At 47.0% G+C, this 24,284-nt stretch carries 19 protein-coding genes and 1 other RNA gene; 6 read left to right on the top strand and 14 right to left on the bottom strand.

The genetic code is table 11. The features are described 5' to 3' along the window. The first annotated feature begins 388 nt into the window (after positions 1-388). From E4T81_RS03725 to mobC, 3 genes are read left to right on the top strand one after another with little or no spacing between them, the layout of a single operon-like run. Entirely contained in the window at positions 389-817 is a 429-nt protein-coding gene (locus E4T81_RS03725) for a MobA protein (RefSeq protein ID WP_135041544.1), read from the top strand. Then, complete coding sequence (mobB, locus tag E4T81_RS03720) at positions 796-2,100, top strand: conjugal transfer protein MobB (protein ID WP_135041542.1); 1,305 nt, start codon at positions 796-798, stop codon at positions 2,098-2,100. The genes E4T81_RS03725 and mobB overlap by 22 nt, the downstream gene beginning before the upstream one ends. A gap of 26 nt (positions 2,101-2,126) precedes the next feature. Continuing rightward, positions 2,127-4,127 (top strand): conjugal transfer protein MobC, encoded by a 2,001-nt coding sequence (gene mobC, locus E4T81_RS03715; RefSeq protein ID WP_135041540.1) that lies wholly within the window; start codon positions 2,127-2,129, stop codon positions 4,125-4,127. A 71-nt stretch (positions 4,128-4,198) separates the two neighbouring features. Here mobC and E4T81_RS03710 read toward each other — a convergent pair whose 3' ends face one another. Beyond that, on the bottom strand, positions 4,199-4,543 hold the full coding sequence (locus E4T81_RS03710; protein WP_209308150.1) for a hypothetical protein: 345 nt from the start codon (positions 4,541-4,543) through the stop codon (positions 4,199-4,201). Then, positions 4,524-5,150, bottom strand: a complete 627-nt coding sequence (locus E4T81_RS03705) for an RteC domain-containing protein (RefSeq protein WP_135041536.1) — start codon at positions 5,148-5,150, stop codon at positions 4,524-4,526. The genes E4T81_RS03710 and E4T81_RS03705 overlap by 20 nt, the downstream gene beginning before the upstream one ends. A 292-nt stretch (positions 5,151-5,442) precedes the next feature. Here E4T81_RS03705 and E4T81_RS03700 point away from each other — a divergent pair, with 292 nt between their 5' ends. Further along, on the top strand, positions 5,443-6,804 hold the full coding sequence (locus E4T81_RS03700) for a sigma 54-interacting transcriptional regulator (RefSeq protein WP_135041534.1): 1,362 nt from the start codon (positions 5,443-5,445) through the stop codon (positions 6,802-6,804). 46 nt (positions 6,805-6,850) lie between these two features. Here E4T81_RS03700 and E4T81_RS03695 read toward each other — a convergent pair whose 3' ends face one another. The 8 genes from E4T81_RS03695 to ssrA all read right to left on the bottom strand — a co-directional run bounded on the left by E4T81_RS03695 (position 6,851) and on the right by ssrA (position 19,568). Continuing rightward, positions 6,851-12,928, bottom strand: coding sequence for a helicase-related protein (locus tag E4T81_RS03695; RefSeq protein ID WP_135041532.1), 6,078 nt, complete (start codon positions 12,926-12,928; stop codon positions 6,851-6,853). Then, the gene (locus E4T81_RS03690; RefSeq protein ID WP_135041530.1) at positions 12,915-13,370 is read right to left on the bottom strand and encodes a DUF1896 family protein; all 456 of its coding nucleotides are present in this window, start codon (positions 13,368-13,370) and stop codon (positions 12,915-12,917) included. The genes E4T81_RS03695 and E4T81_RS03690 overlap by 14 nt, the downstream gene beginning before the upstream one ends. A gap of 224 nt (positions 13,371-13,594) precedes the next feature. Further along, a complete protein-coding gene (locus tag E4T81_RS03685; protein WP_135041528.1) occupies positions 13,595-14,674 on the bottom strand; it encodes a DNA topoisomerase in 1,080 nt (359 codons plus the stop codon). Positions 14,675-14,802: 128 nt separating this feature from the next. Beyond that, positions 14,803-16,356: a DUF4099 domain-containing protein gene (locus E4T81_RS03680; protein WP_135041526.1), complete on the bottom strand. Its 1,554-nt coding sequence runs from the start codon at positions 16,354-16,356 to the stop codon at positions 14,803-14,805. 80 nt (positions 16,357-16,436) lie between these two features. Further along, entirely contained in the window at positions 16,437-16,769 is a 333-nt protein-coding gene (locus E4T81_RS03675) for a hypothetical protein (RefSeq protein ID WP_135041524.1), read from the bottom strand. Position 16,770: 1 nt separating this feature from the next. Then, a complete protein-coding gene (locus E4T81_RS03670; RefSeq protein WP_135041522.1) occupies positions 16,771-17,154 on the bottom strand; it encodes a hypothetical protein in 384 nt (127 codons plus the stop codon). Positions 17,155-17,443: 289 nt separating this feature from the next. Continuing rightward, a complete protein-coding gene (locus E4T81_RS03665) occupies positions 17,444-18,661 on the bottom strand; it encodes a site-specific integrase (RefSeq protein ID WP_135041520.1) in 1,218 nt (405 codons plus the stop codon). A 508-nt stretch (positions 18,662-19,169) separates the two neighbouring features. Then, positions 19,170-19,568: a transfer-messenger RNA gene (ssrA, locus tag E4T81_RS03660) on the bottom strand. A gap of 126 nt (positions 19,569-19,694) precedes the next feature. Here ssrA and E4T81_RS03655 point away from each other — a divergent pair. Together E4T81_RS03655 and E4T81_RS03650 are read left to right on the top strand one after the other, a co-directional pair. Further along, positions 19,695-21,149, top strand: a complete 1,455-nt coding sequence (locus E4T81_RS03655) for a Na+/H+ antiporter NhaC family protein (RefSeq protein ID WP_135041517.1) — start codon at positions 19,695-19,697, stop codon at positions 21,147-21,149. 113 nt (positions 21,150-21,262) lie between these two features. Further along, a complete protein-coding gene (locus E4T81_RS03650; protein WP_135041516.1) occupies positions 21,263-21,541 on the top strand; it encodes a putative quinol monooxygenase in 279 nt (92 codons plus the stop codon). A gap of 165 nt (positions 21,542-21,706) precedes the next feature. On the opposite strand, the gene E4T81_RS03645 is transcribed toward E4T81_RS03650, so the two are convergent. From E4T81_RS03645 to E4T81_RS03630, 4 genes are read right to left on the bottom strand one after another with little or no spacing between them, the layout of a single operon-like run. Next, positions 21,707-22,045 carry a hypothetical protein gene (locus E4T81_RS03645; RefSeq protein WP_135041514.1) on the bottom strand — a complete coding sequence of 113 codons (339 nt, stop codon included), beginning with the start codon at positions 22,043-22,045 and terminating at the stop codon, positions 21,707-21,709. Continuing rightward, positions 22,029-22,916, bottom strand: coding sequence for a hypothetical protein (locus E4T81_RS03640; protein WP_135041512.1), 888 nt, complete (start codon positions 22,914-22,916; stop codon positions 22,029-22,031). Before E4T81_RS03640 ends, E4T81_RS03645 begins: the two co-directional genes overlap by 17 nt. Next, the gene (imm40, locus tag E4T81_RS03635; protein ID WP_135041510.1) at positions 22,913-23,674 is read right to left on the bottom strand and encodes an Imm40 family immunity protein; all 762 of its coding nucleotides are present in this window, start codon (positions 23,672-23,674) and stop codon (positions 22,913-22,915) included. Before imm40 ends, E4T81_RS03640 begins: the two co-directional genes overlap by 4 nt. A 10-nt stretch (positions 23,675-23,684) precedes the next feature. Continuing rightward, complete coding sequence (locus tag E4T81_RS03630; RefSeq protein WP_135041507.1) at positions 23,685-24,284, bottom strand: hypothetical protein; 600 nt, start codon at positions 24,282-24,284, stop codon at positions 23,685-23,687.

Genomic DNA, 24,284 nt, shown 5'->3' with positions numbered 1-24,284 from the left:
TTACAGTGAACAATTTACCGAGTATGCAGTTATTATTTTCACAAAGTGGATGCTCCCCACGGATGCCTGAAAATAGCATTTCTGACCTTCAATTATGACGCTCCTGATACAAATCAGTCATGGGTCGGACTGATTATATGGTGAAAGCACTACATTGAAGATATGTTTTCACTGTCTGGAGTGATGTCATTATCCCGGCAAAGATTTTTCTATCGAACAGGATGCACAAACGTGCATTGCAAGGTATGGTTTACGCTGCATGAAACTCATTTTGCAGCATAAACCGCCTTGCCATTGCATGGGGCTTGCGATTACTCCAAAGTCGTAATCGCCGAAGGTCTCCCTACGGGGCAGTATCTCTATTTATCCACTAAATTCCATCCAGATTATGAAACAATCAAACTACCGTGGAGGGCGTCATAAGAAGGCCGACCCCTCCACAGCATTCCGATGTTCGGTGAATTTTACCGCTTCGGAACAAGCGAGATTACTCGACATGCAGGAAAAATCCGGCATTGAGTCGCTCTCGGCATTCATCAAAATGCAGGTCTTTGGTAAAACTTTCAAGGTACATTATATTGATGATAACAGCCGAATCTTCATCAGCAATCTTTCCGATTTCAATAATCAGTATCGTCGGATTGTGAATGATTACGACCTCTTGGTGCAGACATTGAAGGAGAATTTCACCGAAAAGAAAGCTCTGAAATGTCTTTATGCACTGGAGCAGGAGACTATCAAACTGGTCAGGCTCAACCGTGATATTGTCGCTCTTGCCAAAAAATTCGATGAGCAATGGTTGCAAAAATCTCAGTAGGCAATTCGCTCTACGGAAGTTTGGTTTATAACGGAGAAAAGATCAACAAGGAGAAAGGCAAGGTGCTTGCCACCAATAAAATCTACAATGACGGCAGCGGCACCATCAATATCCACCGTGCTTTCGAGGACTTCAAGATGTGGATGCCTCAATCCACTAAGGCAGAGAAACCGATGATGCACATATCTTTGAATCCGCATCCAGACGACCGTCTGAGCGATGCCGAGTATGCTCAGTTGGCACATGAGTATATGGAGAAGATGGGCTTCGGTGACATGCCTTTCTTAGTCGTGAAACACGAGGATATTGACAGACACCATATCCATATTGTGGCACTTCGTGTACGACCGGACGGCACGGCAATATCCACCAAGAACAACTTTTACAAGAGCAAGGAGATAACCCGCGAGCTTGAAAAGAAGTATGGACTTCATACTGCCGAACGTCAGAAGATTACTCCGGATATGCCAATCACCAAGGTTGACCCAAATAGAGACGTAAAGCGTCAGGTGGCTATGGCTGTGAAGATGGTTGGTATGCGCTACAAGTTCCAGACTTTTGGAGAATACAATGCAATACTCTCCTTATATAATATAAGGTGTGAGGAAGCCGACGGTCGCTATAATGGACGTGAGTATCACGGGCTGGTATATTTTGCAATGGATGATGACGGCAAGACCATCTCAACTCCTTTCAAGGCTTCCCGGCTTGGTAAGTTTGCCGGACGAGAGGCTATTGACCGGCGTTATCAGAAAGCCAAAGAGAGTATTGATGTCAAACCGACTTTGAGAACAGTCAGTAGCGTGATGTATCAATCCTCAGACAAGGATGACTTCATCGTCAGGCTCAAAGCCAATAATATTGATCTCATAATGCGCTATACTGATGATGGCCGAATATATGGAGCGACATATATAGACCATAACACCAAGACGGTACTCAACGGCTCTCGTCTCGGCAAGGAGTTCTCTGCCAATGCTCTTGACAGGTGGTTCAAGAATCCTGATGAACGCCCGGTACCGTTACGCCCGGTACAACAATCAGACGATACCACTCAGGGGAACACCCGAGGTCAGGCATCGGATAATTCCGGTAATATTCATGGCAATTCTCAGTCGCATAGTACGACAAATCACAGTCAGTCTAACGACTATGATTATACGCCGGACTTCGGTCTTGGCGGTCTGTTCAGCGTGGGCCCGTCTTTCGACCCGGAAGAGGAAGCCTTCTATCGCGAGATGCAGCGGCGTAAAAAGAAGAAACGTCGTGGTCCGAAACTCTAATTGTAAATTTCTAAATCTTAACAAGTATGTCACAACAAGAAGATGATCTGCGGTCACTTGCCAAAATCATGGATATGCTCCGAGGGGTAGCCATGATACTTGTGGTCGCCAATATATACTGGTTCTGTCGGGAGCTGGTTGCAGGGTGGAGATTCCACCCCGAGACCATGAAGGTGCTCAGTGGTCTCAATGATGCCGGGAGTCTGTTCTCTAATCCGTGGAACGCCAAATGGTGGGCACTGCTTTTTCTTGCCCTTTCGTGCTTCGGCACGAAAGGTGTCAAGAATGAGAAAATCCAATGGCGGCAAATCTGGATTATCCTGTCAGTCGGGGCGGCTCTGTTCTTTCTCAACTGGTGGATGCTTTATATCCCTTGGACGTTTCTCTATATCATCACAACTGTGGCAGGTTTCGTATGCCTGTTGTTAGGAGGCGTGTGGATGAGCCGTCTGCTGAAGAACAATATGATGGACGACCGCTTCAACGAGGAAAACGAATCGTTTATGCAGGAGACAGAGAAAAAGACAAATGAGTATTCAATAAATCTGCCCACAAAATTTTTCTATAAGAAGAAGTGGAATAAAGGCTGGATAAATGTCGTGAATCCATTCAGGGCGACAATCGTGCTTGGCACACCCGGTTCCGGCAAGTCATACGCAGTGGTCAACAACTTCATCAAACAGCAGATTGAGAAGGGCTTCAGCTTATACGTGTATGACTACAAAAGTCCTGATCTGACGATGATTGCATACAATCATATGTTGATGAACATGGATAAATATGGCAAATATCCACCTCGGTTCTGTTTTATCAATTTCGATGATCCGGAACATTCCCATCGTTGTAATCCAATACACCCGGACTTCATGACAGACATTGCCGATGCCTATGAATCTGCATATACCATAATGATGAACTTGAACCGCACTTGGTTACAAAAGCAGGGCGACTTCTTTGTGGAGTCTCCAATCGTATTGTTCGCGGCTATCATTTGGTATTTGAAGCGTTTTGAGAATGGCAGGTATTGCACTTTTCCCCATGCCATTGAGTTCCTGTGTCGTCCTTATGAGAAAATATTCCCAATCCTGACTTCCTATACTGAGTTGGAAAATTATCTCTCGCCATTCATCGACGCATGGCAAGGCAATGCACAGGAGCAGCTTCAAGGACAGATAGCATCTGCCAAAATTCCTCTTACGCGCATGATTTCGCCTCAGTTGTATTGGATTATGACAGGCAGTGACTTTACTCTTGACATCAACAATCCCAAAGAGCCGAAGATACTCTGTGTCGGCAATAACCCCGACCGTCAGAATATCTATGGTGCGGCTCTCGGTCTTTACAATTCCAGAATTGTAAAACTCATAAACAAGAAAGGAATGTTGAAATCCGGAGTTATCATAGACGAACTCCCGACCATATACTTCAAGGGTCTTGACAACCTTATCGCCACGGCACGAAGCAACAAGGTTGCCGTCTGCCTCGGCTTTCAGGACTTCTCGCAGTTGAAACGCGACTATGGCGACAAGGAGGCCGCCGTCGTGATGAACACCGTCGGTAATATATTCTCCGGTCAGGTTGTCGGAGAAACCGCAAAGACTCTCTCTGAGCGTTTCGGCAAGGTGCTCCAGCAACGTCAGTCCATGAGCATCAACCGCAATGACGTGAGTCACTCATTCAACACCCAGATGGACAGCCTTATCCCTCAGAGTAAAATCTCCACTCTGACACAGGGTATGTTTGTCGGTTCCGTTTCCGACAACATTGACCAGCGTATTGACCAGAAAATATTTCATGCCGAGATAGTTGTGGATTCCCAAAAGGTCAAAGCGGAAGAAGCAAGATACCAACCTATTCCGATTCTCACAGACTTCAAGGATGATACCGATGACAAATCAAAAATGAAGTATGTGATTCAGAAGAATTACGAGCAGGTAAAGAAAGATGTCCGAGACCTCGTGGATCGAGAAATCGAACGTATCAAGGAAGACCCGGTTCTATGTAGATTACTCCCCAAGGGTATGTAAACAGCAATCCCGACTCATTCCGTCAATGAATGGGTCGGGATTTTCATTGCATTACACTTTCACATAGTGATTTATGCACTTAAACTTTCGTATTCGTCGTATTCATCGAAGTCGTCATATTCGTCGAAGTCATCTTCGATATATTCGAAGTTGTCTTCCTCTTCGTCTGAGTCGAAACCCTCGAAGTGACCGGTGGAGGTTATCGATTTGAATACTTCATCTTCGGGGGCGTCTGAGGTTACAGCGTCTGCGAAGATTCTTATGAGTTCTTCCTGCGGAATGTCTTCATTGAAGCATCCGTCTTCTTTCAGAGCGTGAAACAGTTCGGCAAACTGTGCCCTGTTAAAGTGTATGGATTCTTTCATATTGGGGAAATTCGGATTTAGTGGATGGACATCAGGCTCTATCGTCTTCATTGTCAAGTCTGCGCTGGATGTCTTCTTCTACACCCTTCTTCAGACTGTCAAGAAACTCAGTAAGGCTTTTGCTTGACTGTTTGGATTTGAGCGACGATATTATATTGTTGACGTAGTGTACTGTCACGTCGAGATTGAGTGCCGCAGCCATGTTGCGTACAAGCTCAGAGAACGAATCATCGTCCATAATGCAGCCGCCGACCTTTATGGCATGACACAGGTGCGCGAAGTGGGATTTTGGTTTGCGCCAGCGGAGTGTGCTTTTGATGTCTGGCATTCCGGTTTCGGGTGTGAATCCGGTCATAGCCGAGAGTGACTGAAGCTTTCGCACCACATAACTGTGTGCGGTATTGAACGCTGATGCCAACGCTTCATTGACTTGATTGAGCATCATCCGGCTCTTGATTTCCGAAAACTGTATGTCGGCGATAGTTAGCAACTCCAGCGCATAGTTGTGCATTGGTGAGCCTGTTGCCGTGACCTCGTGAATAGTTATAATGAGGTCGGTGAGTTGCGCAGGAAGTTCTGCGGAGAAAAGGCCCTGACGCAGATTCTTGAACACGTCAAGATTTGTCAAGTGGAAAAGATCCGTTCGTCTTGATTCCATAAGCAAATAGTTTTTTAGTGGGTTCCGAGGCACTCAACCGTGAGTACGGTATCATAACAAGCACTGCGGTAATATTTGTTCTTTATCCGCTATGCTACAACACATTATATTAGTGTTTTTTATGTAGCAATGTGTAGTCAGAGTGTATTTATAAATGTATTTACGACAAATTAATGTGTATAATCTGTATTCGTAGCAAAAAACATTATTTACTGATAGTATGTTACTTATTTTGTAGTCGAAAAATAGAGACTTTATTTTCTCTACATAAAACGGCCATATAGGAGAAAAAATGAAAAAACGACCGAATTCACCACCTCTATCTGAATGGAAGGTGCTTGTTTTTGCCTCAAAGGATGAGCCTCTTGCGCTCCTTCTAAACTCAATACCGATTTTGAAGTCACGGATTACAATAATCTATGATGTCAAAAAAGCGCTTGAGGCACTTAATCATGGAAACTATACCCATGTGATGTCTGACGTCACTAAACAGAATCCGATGGCCAGAAGAATAATGACATGGGTGCATGTCAACCATCCGGATATTGAGACTTATTATCTCGGCGTAAACGGTCATCCAAGCGGTGAGATAGATATATGGAAACTCTCCGGTGGAAAAATCTTCACTCATTCAATGATTGGAATAGACCCGTTGACCGAGCCTTTAAGTGTATTATATACAGAGGAAACACCAATAAAATGGCTGAGCCATGCGAAGTGCGAATGTCTGCAAATAAGAGAAAGGCTAGACCATCGGAGAAACAATGTTGTGATGATAATAGGTGCCAGTGGAACAGCCAAAGCAGTTCTTGCACAAATTGCCCATTTCAGTAGCCAACGATGTGAAGGCCTGTTCGTATTCGCTAATTGCAGTCCCTCGGAAACAGGAGGCTTGAATGATAATATCTGGACTGCCGAGTGTGAGAACCGCTTACGCAGAAGCATACGACATATGTTTGACCAGTCTGACAGGGGGTCGGTATATTTTCATGGCATTGACAAACTTGACATTGTGGCACAACATATTATGTTTGAGGAAATAAAGAAGGTAGTGGATGCGCCTGTATCTGAGAAAAATCCTCGTCTTATAATCTGTGCTACAAGCAAATATCTCGAAGAGGATGTAGGCAAAGGAAACTTCTCGACAGAACTGTTCTCGTTGATAAGCGATCATATAATCAATATCCCGTCTCTTAGCCAGTTCAAGGATGAATTACCTATGCTTGCAGAAAATTTGTTAAGGGCTTATTGCCTTACCGAGAGAATTCCTGATCGAAAATTAACTAAAGACGCATTGGACACAATTCGTTCTCATGTATGGGATGAGAACCTTCGAGGTTTGTTCCAAGTGCTAAAACAAAGCTATATGATGGCTGACTCTACTTATATAAAGCCGATACATTTGAACTTGTCGCCTCACCTTGACAAGAATGATACTCTAATCGACCAGAGTCATAGTATCAAAGCGGCTTTGTTGAAACACAAAGGAGTGGTTACAAGAGCTGCCAAGGAACTTGACGTTTCTCGAAGCCATCTTTATAACCTAATGGAGGGTCTGGAAATTCCTAAGGGCTTCGGTTTGCCGCCAATCAAGAAAAAACAAAGAGAGGAAAGAGAGCGTAAAAATATTGCGAAACAAAAAAATCAAAAATAAAAAGACAGCCGGCTACAACTTATGATTGCAGTCGGCTGTCTTAAAATTACAGTTTGGGACCGGCGGCGCGAAACCCTCCGGGTGGAGTGGCTCCGCATCCTCCGATTATAATACGAGACCTAAGCGGCTCTCGCTGGTAAGGATTTACAGGCTCAGCCACCATCGATTTCTTGGAATCGCTGGTCTGGGTTGGAACCTCTACGGTATTGACCTGCTTGTTTTCCTCTCCGTCCTGTTCTTCCTTTTTGGGAGCGAGGGCGGCGGTGATCTTACGGTCGAAGGCGGCAAGCTCACTCTTCAGGTCTTTCAACTCGGATTCCTTACCCCACTGCTTGGCGACTATGGCTTCGAGCTGCGGAACGTCGGCTTTGAGTTTGGCGGTGCGTTCCTCATACTGGGCTATGATGCCGGGTATCTTCTCCAGAGCGTTGACGAAGTTCATGCAGGCGGCATGGGTGTCGCTCATGGCTATGAATCCGTTGTTAAACTTGTATTTGTAGTTCCCTTCGACCACAAAGCGGTTCTGAACAGACTTTTTGCCGTCAACGACTGTACGTTCCGAGATAATGCTGATGGGGAAGCCATAGACTTCTCCAATATGCCGATATTGACCGTGAGTGTCTGTTTTCAATGCCAGACCTTGCAGGTGAATACCCATATTCTGCTCGTCACGAAGATGGCAAGTGTCTAAAATCAGATTGTTGACAGGGTTGCCGCTCATATCTCTCTGAACAACTCTCTGATACCTTTCGACATCCTCCTTCATCCGCTCGATGGCCACCTCATTGTTGGCAATATCGAGGCGGATGGTCTGGAGCCTGAACTTGGAATCGGAAATGCCCTTGTTGTGGGCTTTGCGTTCAGACTCCAGTGCCGCGATACGTTTCTCCAACTTGGCTTTCTCCAACAAATCTGTATTACCCGAAAGGATAGCCATGTATTCCGAAAAATTCATACCGTTTTTCTCGTCCATTGCACCCTCGTCGATGGTTCTCGCTCCGAGTGCACCGGATTTGAGCTGGTCGATGAATGTCGCCTTGCAGTGAAGAAGATTGAACTTGTAGGAGTCCAATGATTTCTCAACCGCATAGATGATTACATCAACTTTGTTGTCAGCATAGAGTTTGGCAATCTCGTTGCCGGCTCTAACTGCCCGACCATCACGCTGTTGCAAATCGCTTGGGCGCCAGGGTGTATCGAGGTGATGGACTGCGACACACCGCTGTTGTGCATTGACTCCGGTACCCAACATCGTTGTTGAGCCAAACAAAACTCTCACATCGCCACTGTTCATAGCCTCGATTACAGCCTTTCTCGACCTTTCGGTTTTACACTCTTGTATAAACCTGATTTCATGCGCCGGAATCCCATAATCCTCTATCAGCTTACGCTTGATTTCGGAATAGACATTCCATTCACCCGGCTTGTAGGTTCCGAGGTCGCTGAATACGAACTGTGTACCACGCTGAGCATCATACTTACGGTAGTATTCTGCAATCATCTTGGCGCAGTGCGAGGCTTTGTTGTTCGGGTCATCATCAGCATTTGGGTCAATCATACGCATATCAAGAGCCATCTTGCGGGCATAGTCCGTAGCAATGAGCATCTTTGCCTTTTCTTCAGTTTCTGAAAGCGGTGCCCTGCCGAGTATAGTGGCGTCGCCACTTTCGGCAAACTTCATCAGTTTCTCAATGAAAGCCTCCTGCTGTGGTGTCGGCGGGATATTGTGAAGAATCTCTCGCTTCTCTGGTCGGTCAACTCCCACATCTTCAGCGGTTCTGTAATCAGTAATCTCATTATAGAAAGCCGCCAATTCAGGCACCTTGATGAAGTAGCGGAAACGCTCCTTCGCCACAATGTGATTGGTCACATTGAACTCGAAGTCGGTAGTCTTCTTTGCAAAGATTGCCGCCCACGCGTCAAAGCACCGAATATCCTGACGCTCCAGCTCGTTGGGCCGGAGATACTTGAACAACAGATACAATTCAGTAAGCGAGTTACTGATTGTTGTACCCGACAGGAATGTTGCTCCGAGGTCTTTGCCCGTACGCTCCTGAATTGTACGTATGGCATAGAGAAGATTGAGCGCACGTTGTGATCCTTCCGAGTTGCCGAGACCCGCCACACGGTCATGTCGGGTGTTGAACATCAGGTTCTTGAACTGATGCGATTCATCAACGAATATGTGGTCGATGCCCATCTGCTTGAAGTCAACGACAGCATCCCTGTTCTGGTCCATCTGGTACTGAATGGTCGCAATCTTTGCGGTCAGGTTCTCTTTACGCTTGATAAGACCTTTGAGCATACCACGGCTTACGTCGTGGCCCTGCTGTTTCAGCACTTCAAGATTCTCCTCAACCGTGTCAAGCTCCGCCTGAAGGATTTGCTGCTGCATTTCCGGCGACTGTGGGATTTTGCCGAACTGGTCGTGCGACATTATCACGCAGTCATAATCGTTGTTCTTGATTTGGTTGAAGAAGTTGACGCGGTTGTCCGCCTTGAAGCTCTTTTCATCGGCAAACAGTATCCTGGCATTGGGATAGGCACTCTGATATGTCATGGCAATCTCGGCGACATTGGCTTTAAGACCGATAATCATCGGTTTGTGAGCCAGTCCGAGACGCTTCATTTCATGCGCTGCTATGCACATTATCAGCGTTTTACCTGTCCCAACCTCATGGTCGCACACGCCACCGCCATTCTGTTTCAGCATCCATATACAGTCCATCTGACTTTGATAGATAGAGTGGATTCCATACCTGTCACCCAATAATTTCATATTGAGATCAGGGAATGTCTGGTGACTGCCGTCATACTGCGGACGCACGAAACAGTTGAACTTGTCATTGTAGAGGTCTACGAGTTTCTCCTTAAACTCCGGCGACTGTGCTTCGAGCCATTCGCTGAATCCGTTTCGTATCTCGTCAATCTTGGTATTGGCGAGTTGGATAGCCTCGTTGTCCGGCACCTTGATGTCGTTGCCGTTATCGTCCTTGCCAGCCGATTTCTTGATGTCGGGGACAGTATTGTGAAGAGCGTGTTTCAACAGGTTCATACCGTCATAAGTGCGGTAATAGCCTCTGACGCAGAACTCTTCCCAGATGGTCATGTTCTTGCGGCTCGCCTCTGCCGAATACTCATCCATTGAGGAAGAATAGGCAATCTTCACATCGGTGTGGAACAGATATGACATATAGGCTGAGTAGATGCCGGTGGGTATCCATCGCTCACCGAAGTTGAAGTCAAGTTCGTCGAACTCGATACGGCGGGGGCGTGCATCCTCCAACGCTTTTAGGGATATTATGGAGAAGTCAATGAATGGTTCTATACCGTCATAGCCGGGAAAACCTTTGATGCGTTCTTCCTCTCTGTCAATCCATGAGCGGATTGCTTCGGCTTTTGCTACGACATTTCCGGCGATAAAGCGGTCTTTAATCTCGTAATTCTCGACCAGCGGATTATAGAAAATGTGACCTTCGAGGTTTTCCAACAAGGAAACCTTATCCATATCCACAAGTGATGACATATATTTAAGATTGACGACACCGTATTTATTGAGCGATGCAGTCAGTGCCTCCAGTGGTGTATCCACCGAAGTCACCTCGTCAACGGAGAATGATACCGGATGGTCGAAAATGTCAGCCTTGACAAACCGACCGTTCTCGCCACGCTCTAATGCAAGAGCGTCCCTGCCGTTGGCATCCATCAATATAAATCTCACATTCTGTTTCTCATTGAGGTTGCCGTATTTCTCTACAAACTCATCGTAATACTGATTGAGGTGTTCGCGCAATTCTGCACTTGCCTCATGTGTCCCAGCCTCGTAGTTGTAGAGTTGCTGGTATGTCTCCGACATTGTAACATAGAGCATGGCGCGTTTCGCCTGTTCGGACTTCAATTCCAACGGATTAAATGTTGCGCCATTCTTGCGGACTTCCGAGAGGAAGCCCACCATGCCGTCCTGAACGACCATACTGCCGTTGTGGTGGAAGAATTGGATATCCTCCGAGAATGGACGGGGTGACATATCGACCTTGACAGGTTCCGGCTTTTGTGTAGCCACTCTTGGCTGTCTGCCGGGTACGAGGTCGCCTTCGGTGCGCAGGACTGTGGTACCGCCTTCTTGGATAGTCTCACCATTGGCGGTTGCTTGTTTAGCCGCTTCTTCCGCCTCACGTTCAAGACGCATTTCCTCCAACTGACGGTGTGCAATCGACATCATGGTTTCGTAAAAACCATTGATTGGCGGATTGTCCTCCCAGTTCAGAGAGCCATAAAATTCCAACTCTTTTTCATTGAGCGGGCGGAAATTTTTAACCGGAATGTCCTTGACTTCAACACTTGGCTTCGGCTTGGGAGCATCCTCCGCAGGTTTTGGCTGACGGCGAGGCTTGCCAATAGGCTCCAATTCACCGAAAAGATTGTAGGCGAACAGGCGAGGGTCGGGATTATCGGTATAATCGGGACTGCCGTCAGTTTCAATCTCCTTGGTAGGTTCTACCTTCGGAGGCTCAGGCTTTGCCTCTGCTTTTGGTGGTTGGTTAGGTGTAACCGTCTCGACCACTTTCTGCTTAGTGGTCTTTTTCAGTTTCGGGTCTTCGAGCTGCTCACATATTGCCACACGTTGCCCGGCTCTTACGAGTTTGGGCAGGTAGGTGTCGAGCGCATGATGTGGAAATCCGGCAAGCTCGATATATTTGTCACTTCCGTTGGCTCTGCGGGTCAGTGTAATACCTAAAATCTCCGACGCTTTTACCGCATCCTCGCCAAAAATCTCATAGAAATCGCCCACTCTAAACAGCAGTACAGCATCGGGATGTTTCTTCTTCATCTCCTGATACTGTTGCATCAGAGGCGTATTGGTGAGGCTCGACTTCTTTTCCGCCTTCGGAGTTTTCTCCTTAGCCTCCTGTTTGGGCGTAGGCGTAGGTGTAACGGGATCAGGCGTAGGCGGCTTGATAGCGTTGGAATTATACAATTCCAGATTCAAGCGCAGGTGCAGCGACTCGTCAAGCGTATTGCGTAAGTCCTCGGCTATGCCGTTGATACCACCGTCATGGTGGTACACGATAGCCGGTTTGCCATATTGGTCAGTACCAACCTTGGCATCAGTGCATATCACATTCTTAGGAAAAGCCTGAAAGAATTTGTTTCCCGGCACCTTCGTGCCTCGGTCAACAACCGACTGGATAAAAAACTCTTCATCAGCCGATAATACTTTCTTTCCGGTGTGCTTCTGGAAAATAATCAGGTCAGAGCCAACATCAGTTCCGGCGTTGTCGCTGAAAGTGTTGTTGGGCAAACGCAGAGCAGCCACGAGGTCAGCCTGTTTCACTAACTCCATTCTTATAAAGGGCGAAGCAGCGTTCATCACACCTTGCGACGTGATAAAGGCAATCAGTCCTCCCTCTCTCACTTGGTCAAGACCTTTGAGAAAAAAGTAGTTGTGCAAAGACTTTGCCGCCTGACGGTAACCTATCTCTTTGCTCGTCGCATACTTCGGGTCTGCCACAGCGAAATCACCGAAAGGAACATTTGAGGCCGCAACATCGAAATATCCGTTGAAATCGGGATCGATGCGCTCAAAGCCCTCGATATTTACAGTAGTGGACGGGTGCAGAGCCTGTAAGATTTTGCCAGTCAGCAAATCTTTCTCAAACGATAGACATTCCGTGCCGGGATAAGTACGCAGAAATGAATCCACGAAAACACCTTGACCCGCCGACGGTTCCAGAAACTTTTTCACTTCGACACCCTGATATTTCAGTGCATCAGCGATAGCATTTACAATGCGGTCGTCGGTATAGAACGCCGTCAGCGTTGACGCTTTAAGCGACTCCATATAGCGGTTAAACTCCTTGTCGTCATGCGAATAGTCGTGAATAAGACGACGCAGTTCCACTGTCGGCGCAAACAGCTCTATATCAGACTTACTCCACTTGGCAGCATCCACCAGCTCGTTGGCATCATTAAGAATACACTTCAACCCGCCAAAACCGGCATACTTGCGCAGCACTGCAATTTCTTCGGCAGTCTGCGCCGTGCGTCCGGCAACACCGAGGCTCAGGACAAGCCTTATCGCCTCGATGTTGTCGCGCATAGTCTGAAGCCTATTGAAGGACATCGCGAGTCTTTTTTATGATTTCAGAAATCATCCCGGCCAACTCATTCTGAAGCGGCTGGTAATCATCTCGCGACAGGAAGTCCCCGTTTACCTCATACTTGTCAAGTATGGCGTTGATATAACGGAGGCCAAGCAGTAAATCTGCCCATTCAATTTTTGCTTCTTCCGTCGGCAGGTCGTTGTGGAACAGTTCTTCGAGGAGGTTGAAAATCACATCCCAGCGAGATACATAGTAGCCGTTGAGAAGAACACGCATGGCGAGTTCCTCGGCAACAGGCTGACTGCGCCCTTCGAGGATAAGTCGGGTCATGGTCTTGTATGCCTCGCCGGCGCGGGCATTGATAAACTCTGTGTCCGTTACTTCGGGAAAGCGGTGGTCACGAAGGTGACCGTAGAGATAGGCTGCGAAATAGTCCATCTCCTTTTCAAGAGGTTGTTTCATTATGGAGGGGAATTTAGTGGTTTGCCGGGATTCCGATTTGCTTAAAGTGGTGGATGGTAGGTATATAAGCAAAAGGACACCGGGTTCCCGCCCGATGTCCAACCACTAAATCCACGTCAAAAATGAAACAAAAACATTATATGACGTTGAATCAAGTGCAAAGATACAAAATCTTTGGGACATTCGGGAGGAATTATTGATATTTTACTTGATTTCCAGGTCTGTTAACCCGCTTTCTTGCAGGATTTACGCTTACTGTGAGACTTTTTCTGATACTCATTCTCGTCAGGAGAGAAGGCCTCGAAGACACGCTTCACGATGAGATTATACAGTCTTTCCTCGTCTCGGCTGAGATCGGTAGGATGAAGTCCGGTCGTGACTATGCCATGACCGTTATAGGGCGTTTCACTATTGTGGAACGTGTTGCGGGTGCTGAGCCATCCGACTTCCTTGGCCATATGACCGTATTGGGCGTTGTGCTCCAGCATGCGGAAGTCTCGGCGCATGGAATCATATACGTTGCCGGGGATTCCGTTTTGGTAGAGATAGGGGTATGAAATCAGTCCCTTGGCGTAGAGTTTGTGAGCGATGAGGAATGTCGGCTCAAAGTCGTAGCCGAGTTCCATTGTGGCATCCATCCACAGAGTGACCATGTTATGAAGAGTCTGACCCTTCACGATATTCAGTTCTACATCGCTACCTTCGTCAGTCGGGTTGTTCTCTGCCGATTCGATGTCGAGGGCGTTTTCTCCGGCCATGGCATCGGCTTTGAGAAAAAAATTCACGAGTTCCCCTGCGAGCCACTTCTCATGTTTGTCGGGAGAGCATGTCCCTTTCTCAACAGCATTGATTATGATGCGCTTACGCAGACGGGAAAGCCACGCACGACGCACTGTCACCGGCATACGGAGATACCAGTAGAGGTTGAGGAAAGCCAGTTCACCCTCGAAGGTGGGTTCCATAGCGTTTACAACGGCACTGCTTTTTGCCCACAGTGCTTTTATGATGGAGAGCTGAGCTTCGTCTGCTTTCGACTTCTCCCAGCCAAGGAGCGCATCATAATTGCGCATTCTGAAGTTGAAGTGGTGCGCATACATCTGGCGCATATCCTGACCGGAGTTCATGACGAACTTTTCGCCACGCTTGTATTCGGCTTCGATGATTTCGCCGTTGGTCCATGTCACGGCATAGCCGTTGCCGTAATAGTAGCCTTCGTGATAGGTGTTTGCATCGATTGCACGAGCGATAGTCTCTGCCATGAAACGGTTTGAGGTAACAACCGTTACGAGTGTTTTCTCTGTCATATTTCAAATGTTTTAATTTGTTTGATTATTGGGATTTTTGAGATGAAAGCTTCGGGTGGTTCCGGACCCTCCCTCGGCGTTTCATCTGCGTGGGTTCAGTGGTTGTGGTTTATACTCTGCTATGGGAATCAGAGTCGCGGCCCCTTTGGTTTACGCTGTTGCTTCTGCTGGGCATCGTCCTTCTGCTGGGTCTGTCCCTTGGTCAGAGGGTCGGTGATGTTCTTCGTCGCCTCGTTGGTGAGACCGTCGTTGTTGACCGCCTTCTGTGTCTGCGACTCGTTGGCGACCTTGACGCGCGGGTCATTGAGCGATGTCATCGGACGCTGTTTCTCCTTGTCGAAGTAGAGATAGACGGTGCAGGGCTGTCCCTTCTCATCGACCATGTTGTCGAGCTTGGCTACACGACCGTTGGCGTAGTCATCCTTCTGCTGCTCGGTAAGAGGAATCTTGTTCCATTGTCCGAGAGGCTTGATGCTGCCGTCTTTAAGTGTCCATTTGGGCTTTTTCACAGCCTGCTTTTCAGTTGTCACGGTCGAGACAGTCTCGCCCTTGTGTTCTTTCTTTGCTTCGGCGGCCTGCTTCGCTTGCTGCACCTTCTCATACCAGTGCATTCCGTTGGGCACAAATTCGACAGCCTTTCTGTCAACATTGTACTGGAGTATTCCTGTTCGGGTCTTTCCGTCACGGCATACTACCTCTTTTGGAGGGAGCGGGAGACCCTTTTTCAGTGTCATGATCTCCGGCATGGTCAGTTTCGTCTGACCGAAAATGTCACGGATTTTGACATCCTTTGCAGGAATTGCCAGCAGCTCGTTGGTGTAGCGGTCGCGGCTGATGAGCGAGGGAACTTTCTCCCCGGTGACCGGGTCGGTCAATTCTACGATTCGACCGAGGTTGCCGTTCTCTTTGAGATTGGCCTGATCGATTTTGTCGAATTTGTAGCCCATGAACTCATCGAGTTTCTGCTCGCTCTGGATGAAGTGAGGAACAAGCTTGACGCTGCCGTCGAGGTCGGTGCGGAAAGAGAGGCGAGCTTCGATGTTGAATTTCTCGCCACCGAAAGTCGGTGTGATTTTTACCGGCTTGGACTTCCGGTTGTAGAGCATCTCCTTCAGGTCGCCGGAGGCTTCGAGCGCCTCCTTGTCAATACCCCATTTCTCTTTGAGCGTATCCCAGTCGATTTTCGACTGGTCGATAGCCTGCCACTTGGGTTCCTGCGATATGGTTGTCTGAGCTTGAGACTCGTCCGCTGTCTGTGCAGACGGTTCAACAATGGATTCCGTCTGTGCGGGTTGCTCCGTAGGGGTCGCCGTCTGAGTGGGTTGCTCGACTTTCTGTTCTGCCGGTGTAAGCTCTACCTTATTGTTTTTGAGCATCTCGGCATTCGCCTCAGGGTCTTTGGCGAGGTCGCCGATTACGGTGCCGACAGTGTCATAGCGGTCAGCCGGAACTCGGAAGAATCCGAATCTTGATGGGTTCTGGCACTGCCGGACAAAGTTCGACAGGAATGCCTCGATGGGGTTCTGACCTTTCTGGAATTTCACGAGGTCAGAGAGTTTTGCCGACTTTACATCGGTCATTTTGGGTGTGCCGTCCTCGTTGAGTCCGGTCACTGCGCCTACCTGCCCGGTATCGTTGTCGCGGGCGATAAGGACTTCTTCTAAATTTTGGTCTTGTGCCATAAAATAAAAGTGTTTTGGGGTTGGAAACTTGTACCCGATAATGGGTACGTTATTTATTGGTGTATGGTGTGGTATGGTTTTTATCTTCTTGTGGTCTCAAATGCTATTCTGGCATCTGCCCAGCGGAAAGTCACGCGGGACTGGCGGCTGTCTCCGGATTTTATGAATGGCAGTGTGCCGTCAGCCATCATGGATTCTATTTTGGTTTTGCCTACATTATACATTTCCATGAGCTGCGCCTTGGTCAGCACTCTTTCTTCCGGCTCGATTATACCCTGATTTGTCAGGACAGCATAAATTTCTTTGCTCGCTTCCTTGATTTCGCGTCTGATTTCACATTTGATTTCGGCTCGAAGCTCATCAATTATGGCTCTAAAATCAGAGAGGATTGCTCTTTTCTCTAATACTGTCATATCAATATCGGGGTAATCGGGTTACACGTTTCATCGCTTTCTCGTATGCTACCGGATTCCAAGGGCATTGGAACTTCTCGATTGCATCCACCAGTTCCTTCAGGAAGTAGTGGGTTTCTCGACCGACCTTCTTCCATTTCAGCACCAATCGCTTGCGGATGCGCTGAAGGTGTCTGGGTGATACGCAGAGTATGGCTGCGGCCTCGTTCTTGCTAACCATCGGCTGGTTGGGAAGCCGCTCATGGATAAATCCATATTCCTCGGCTTTCTGGATTTTCTCATCCTGAGCCGCGAGATACTTTTCAAGACGACTAAGAGTGCCTTGCATCCTCTGTACCTCTTGTGCGAGATCGGGCTGAGGGGGGAACATAACGTAATTGTCCATATCAGGTGGGTTTAGCGGTTGTTGTGTGATGCAAAGTTACTTCGGGAAAAGGAGGTGCATCTATGATAGCTCCGGGATAGAGTTGGGATAATCGTAGGATAAAAAACGCCTGTTTTTCTTATCCTTACAATGTTTTGCCATTGAATAACAGCAACTTATATAAACACTCTTAATGAGTGTTAAAATCGAAATTTGTGGAAAATATTTTGAAAATCTTACGTCAGGACACAGCGAGTGCCGTCCGAGCATTCCCGAACGGCACTCACATGAGGCTTATGGAATGTTCAGCTTAGAAATCGAGATTGCCTAGGTTTCTTGATAGGATGTCCATATCCTTTCCGATTTTATCAGCGGTTATTCTCGCATAAATTTGTGTAGTCTGGATGTTTGTGTGGCCGAGCATCTTGCTGACCGACTCGATGGGCACACCGCGTCCGAGGGTCATGGTCGTGGCGAAAGTATGCCGGGCGAGGTGAAAGGTCAGGTTCTTTTCGATGCCGCAGATGTCGGCAATTTCCTTCAGATAGCAGTTGAGCTTCTGATTGGTGATTATCGGCATTAGCTGGCCGTCGTTGTAGCAACCCTCATATTTGTTGAGGATTTTCAGAGCCGGCGGAAGCAGCGGCACCATTACCTTTGTGTTGGTTTTCTGGCGGTGGGTAACAATCCACAGGCGACCGTCGAACATCTTCTGTATGTTATCGACTCGTAGGTGGGCGAGGTCGATATATGCCAGTCCGGTGAAGCAGGCAAAGATGAAGATGTCGCGCACCTGTTCCAAGCGTTTGCTTGCGAACTCCTTCTGCATCATCTTACACAGCTCGTCTTCGGTCAGGTAGCCACGGTCAACGCGCTCGATTGAGATTTTGTAGCCGTTGAAGGGATCAACGGTGATAAGCCCGGCGCGGATGGCCTTGTTGATTACCTGCTTGAAGAACTTCATGCACTTGTAGGTCGTGTTCTGAGAGTATTTATACTCGGTACGCAGGAAGAACTCCAAGTCCACTATGAACTGGTACTTGATTTCGCGGAGCGGTATGTCGGTGATGTTGTATTTCTTCTTCATGAACTCCACCACACGGCGGTACATCCGCTCATACTTGCGGTAGGTGGGGTCAGCCTTGCTCAATCCCACGAGTTTCTTTGTGTCTTCGAGGTGTTGCTCATAGACTTTGAGAAGCGACTCTTCTCTTTGGGTGATACCCATATAGGCATTGCGTACCATTTCGGCGGTAACGAAGCCGTGACGACGCTGGATGTCATAATAGTGTTCTTTAAGAATGACCTGTATATCATTCAGACGGCTATTAAGTTCGAGAACCTTTGCCGAGCGGCCAATAGCCCTGCCTGTTTTTGCATCCCAAATTTCAGGGTTTACAACCAATTTGGAATTTAGCTGCTCCATTTCTCCGTCCACAGTTATTCGTATCATGACGGACACATTACCGTCTTTGTTGATACGATTCCCGCGGATGTAAAATAGAACTTTGAATGTGTTCTTTTTCATCTAACGAGGATTTGGTGGTTATCATAAACCCGGGTTCGCCGTGGTTTGACATGATAACGAGTTTAACTTTTAGTTTGCTTAGACCGACTTTGGCCAATGTCAGACTAATGTCGGACATTTACCAAATCGGTATCGAACACCTCGTTATGAATGATGGAATTATCGTTGTTCTCGGTAATCAGAAAAATGGTAAAACAGGGATTTGGAAATACTCATAACGATGTCCTGTTTTTGACCGCCTTTTTCCGACTTATGTCCGAGTTAGGTTCTCGTAACCCATTGATACTATGTTTTATGCAGCACTAATCGTTACCCAACCGTTACCATTTTGGATTTTAAAAAAAGTGGTAACGAGTTGGTAACGAATGGCTGTCCGTAGCGGTCTTTTTTCTGTCCGATGACGGTCCTGAGTCGTCATTTTTAGGCACGAAAAAACCGCAGAATTGATTGATATTCTGCGGTTTAGTCTTGTTTAGACTTTTGTTGGCCGGAATCTGTCCGACCCGCTAAGTGGAGCTGGAGGGGATTGAACCCTCGTCCAAACGCGGAACTAATGAGCTTTCTACATGCTTAGTCTTGACTTGATTGTAGGGCACCGGCAGGATCAAGACCACCAACCGTTGCCTTAGCCTTTAAAATTTCAGAAGTCGCGCAAGGCTCTTGACTTCCTATTCCCGATTTATCTGCACCGCCATGTCGATCCGTCTCGGAAAAAGGACAATCGGGCGATGTCTTGTCTCCCCCACTGTGGAGGAGATTAAGCTAATCTACTGTACTTCGATTAAGCAGCAAGAGCGTAGTTATTTTCGCCATTTAAAATTGTGATGTCCCTGATTATAGAGCGTAGCCATCATTGCTCTGCATGCTTACACACCACTTCTTCGCGCTGTCAAAGCCAGTCAGCCCCGAATTATTGTGTAATTACATCTGCAAAATTACTAATTTATATTGACATGTACAATATTTTCCCGTCATTTCAGTTTTTATTAGTAAATTTTATTACGTAACCAACTCTCAATATGATTCACTGAAGATGGATATAAAATCACGCCGACAACCGTCGCTTGTCATATCTCTCATCCCGATAGCCGTGCTTATAGCCGGTCTGATTTCCATAGTTATATTTCTTGGCGCCGATGCCGTTCAGCAGATGAGCCACGGTGTGCTTCTTGCCGCGGCGGCTGTAAGTGCGGCAATCGCATTCTTTTATTGCCGGCGACCGCTGAGAGCCATGTCCACGGGGATGAGAAAGAGCGCGACTCAGGTACTCCCCACCCTACCCATATTGCTGATGATTGCCACCGTGTCGGCGACATGGATGCTGTCAGGTGTCGTGCCCACTCTTATCAGTTACGGGCTTGAATTGCTTGCGCCCAAGGCTTTTCTCGTAACAGCCTGTGCCACATGCGCGGTGATTTCGGTGTTAAGCGGCAGCTCGTGGACCACAATCGCCACCATCGGAGTTGCATTCATGGGCATAGGCACAGTGTGGGGATATAACCCGGCGTGGACTGCCGGGGCCATTATTTCCGGTGCATATTTCGGCGACAAGGTGTCGCCGCTGTCTGACACGACTGTGCTTGCATCATCGACATGCGGGGTCAACCTGTTCACTCATATACGCTACCTTATGTGGACCTCAATACCGTCAATGACCGTGGCGCTTGTCGTCTTCGGCATTGCAGGATTGTTTACCGACATCAATGACAGCCAACAGTCCCACTTGATGGTCGACCAGCTTTCCGGTATATTCAACCTCACTCCGTGGTGTCTTATTATCCCGGCAGCGACCGTGGCCCTGATTGTCTTGCGCCTGAACACAGCGCTCACTCTCGCGATAAGCACAGCAATGGGCATCGCCGGAATATTCATATTCCAGCCATCGGTCCTGAACATGCTTGAGGGCTCGGGCGAGACATCTGCCATCGGTCATGTCATGACCATTATCCACCTGCTCGTAACCGAGACTTCAATATCGACCGGCAATGAACTGCTTGACTCCCTTGTCTCCACGGGAGGCATGGAAGGCATGTTACCGACGATTTACCTGATTCTCAGCGCGATGATATTCGGAGGCGCACTGATGGGCTCAGGAATGTTATCGACCATCACCCACTCTATCATCAAGCGTGTACGCAAGTCGCGCAGCACCGTGCTGTCGACAGTGGGCAGCGGACTGATGCTCAACGCCTGCACCGGCGACCAGTATCTGTCCATTATCCTCAACGGCAACCTCTACCGTAACCTTTACAGGCGCAACGGACTTGAACAGCGCCTGCTGAGCCGCTCGATTGAAGATTCGACATCGGTAACGTCGGTATTGATTCCTTGGAATTCGTGCGGACTCACTCAGTCGGCTGTGCTCGGCGTGGCAACACTCCACTACCTGCCCTACTGCATCTTCAACATTGCGAGCCCAATGTTCACTCTCCTGTTTGCATGGGTTGGCTTTCGCATACGGGCCGTAACATCCCGCGCCGTAGCATGACCGCGCTATGTTAAAATCTGTCAACATGCAATCAGCGACGCGACAATTACACACCCTGCGCTGTTATTAATCCCGAACTACAAAAATTACAAACTAATAATACCGAACCGATTATGTTAAGATTGAATTGCTTTATCGCAGTCACCGACTGCTCCCACCGCGACACTGTCATCGATGCAGCAAAGCGTCTTACCGAGGCGTCTTTGCTTCAGGACGGCTGCATTGCCTATGACGTATTCACCAGCGCCACCCGACCCGATGTCATAATGATTTGTGAGACATGGCGCGACAATGAGGCTCTGAAAGCCCATAGCGACTCAGAGGTTTTTGCAACCGAGGTATCGGCAATGCAGAAATATGCCAAGATGAAACTTGAGACATTTGAATTTTGACATCTTATTGCGCGGTCTCGTAACCTTGGCAAAGATGATTTAAAAGTCAGGCACCGGATTCAATTATCCGAGAAACACCTGACTTTTTTCTTGCCGCCATGACGCTACAGCCATCAGTCACAATCATTCAGCCGGCAATTCCCACCACCCACTTATCACAACGGCTTATCTATCCTTTGAAGCAAAGCTACAGACAAGCATCACGAGTGAATGGACTGCGTTCAGCAGCAGTGCGAAAAACCACCATGTCAATCCGGCTCCATAGTGGCTATTGAAGACGAGATTGTAGCTCAATACGGCATTATAAGCTATCATCACTATCAGGTTGCCAAACGCTACTCTCGGTCTGATCCTGTGACACAGCCATGTCGATAGTAGCGACAGTGCATAAGCCGCACCGAGCAACGCTGTATCCTCGTTCCAGACTCCTGCCATACAACTCACAATCGCCAAGATGAGAAGCACAAACCATGCTATCCAAAATCGTTTATCGGTCAGTTTCATGGTGTTCAAGGAGTTTTCGGGTTGAGTTTATGATGTCTTTCCAAGACGCGCCGTCAAGGTCAAAAGACAGGGCGCGGTCATAATCCCAGTCAAGACCTTTGCCATCAGTAGCTTTCCGGGTGGGCAAAATCTCCAAAGTGTGGCTGTCGTGTTTCAGCAACACGCATGTGGAGTGTTGGTAAAGTTGTCGCCATGAGCGTTGCTTCATGGCTTTGATCAGTTCTGCGTTTTTCAGTTCCACATATTTGCCATGCAGACTTGCATGGAATATTTCCATGAGAGTATTCTCAAATTCTCCGTTACCACAGTCTATGGGGAGGAATTTAATCGGAAGGCTCGCAGTGACATTATATACCGTAACAAATATATATTCCTTGTCAGTGCGGTAAATACTACACCTTTCAGAGCCATCCAACTCCGGGCAGCTGTCGTTGTATTTTCGATTGATTTTTCGCCATCGGTATAGTGCCAGAACAATCGCAGCGAGGACGAATATTGCGACCGAACCATACGACGGGTCATCATAATATTCAAACACCGTCATATTATTCTCCGGGTTATCTTTCTGATATACCACACCTATGCTGTCGCCAACGGCAAAACCATTGGCATGCATACCACCTTTATATGTTACACCATTCACTGTAAAGTTGTAATGTATTATAGGACCACTGTTGCCTATATAGACAATATCTGAAATTACAGTCGATGTATGTTCCGGATTTGCCGACAAAGCATTGTATTTGTGGTTTTGGAAATACAAACCTCCGATAATAAATGGCACGAGAATCAGCAACATAGCGCCAAATGGCAAGCGTGTCTCACCTCGCCGTCCAAAGAAAAACCGATATATTTTGCTGTCAGATTTCATTCGTCTATATGTCCTTTAACGATACTGAAAAAGATATTAGCATTGTCCGGATATTTTTTGATATAGTCGCAGGTAACTTGACAGCTTCGGGCAACGTACTCATACGAAGTTTCAGAGTTATTCTGATTACAGTACCAATTGTCGTATGTGGGTTTAATGTTACCATTATTAAAGAAATACACGTCACCACCAAGAATAGGTATATTTAAATTGTAATACTCCTTCGCTATTCTCAGAGCTTCACTCTTGGTATAGGCAATTCCATCCACACCAATTGATTCAAGTGAAATACTCCTTAACTTCATACCTGTTGCCACCGTTGTCTTTGCTCTAAAACAAAGTGAGGCTACAAAAGCGGTAACCATAGTCGGAAGAAATGAAACAATACTCCATATCAATATTATTACCAATGTTAAATCTAAAGCTGAAAAACCTACATGCACGTCAGCAGATACATCGTCAGATACTTCAGTTGCTGAAAGCCAATCTATAACTGATATGATTGCAAAAAAGACAGCTAAGGCGACGGCGGAGAACAAATAAGTCGCAAATCCAAGTTTTAACCAAGCGCAAGACTTATTGCTCTTCCAAGCCACAGCGTGCCCGATTAGGTATGTGATAAGAATTATGATACAAATGGGTAAGACATCAGAATCCAACCTGAGTTTGTAAAATAATTCCATCTGTCCGATTGTCAAAGCCGTTGACAGCATGGCAAATGCCTCAAATATCCAAAATCGTTTATCAGTCAGTTTCATAAATTCATCCTTACGTACATTTGAATATTATCACACTAAGAACTATTCCAATTATAAGAGGAAGAATCGTAGGCCAAAAACAGAGGCCAAAGCGTTTTTTACTATTTATTGCTGTGATTTCATAATCAAAAGAGCATTTGCTGCCGCTGAAATGGTCGATTGATTCAGCTAGAAGATTCCTATCATATGAAATGCCGGATATCCAAACCGTGCTTAAGTTCCCCTGTTCATTCTCTACTATGATAAAAGTCTCATATAGCCTTTCTCTACTGATACTGTCATCCCAGTCAAGATATACATTCTTGATATTTTCCCAATGATACACCCTGTATGAATCCTCCCAAAACGAAGAGTTGGAACTTAGGGTAAAACTCCGGTAATAGACGTGAATTCCCAATTCATTGATTACAACTTTATTGGGATGTTTGACATATGCCCATGTTTGGAATGAGGCACCTAACGCGCAAACGGTCACCATAATAAGCAATAACCAAGCGGGATGTCTTAACGTCCAATCCGACAAGACACCAAATGTTAATATAAAGAAAACCGTCAGCACCCAATATGTGATGGTTTTGCGCTTCTTTTCCCTGAATATAGTTTCTTCCAT

The sequence above is a fragment of the Barnesiella sp. WM24 genome (assembly GCF_004570975.1).
GTDB lineage: Bacteria > Bacteroidota > Bacteroidia > Bacteroidales > Muribaculaceae > Muribaculum.
The sequence above is the reverse complement of the archived record's forward strand: the minus strand, read 5'-3'. Positions and strand labels throughout refer to the sequence as shown.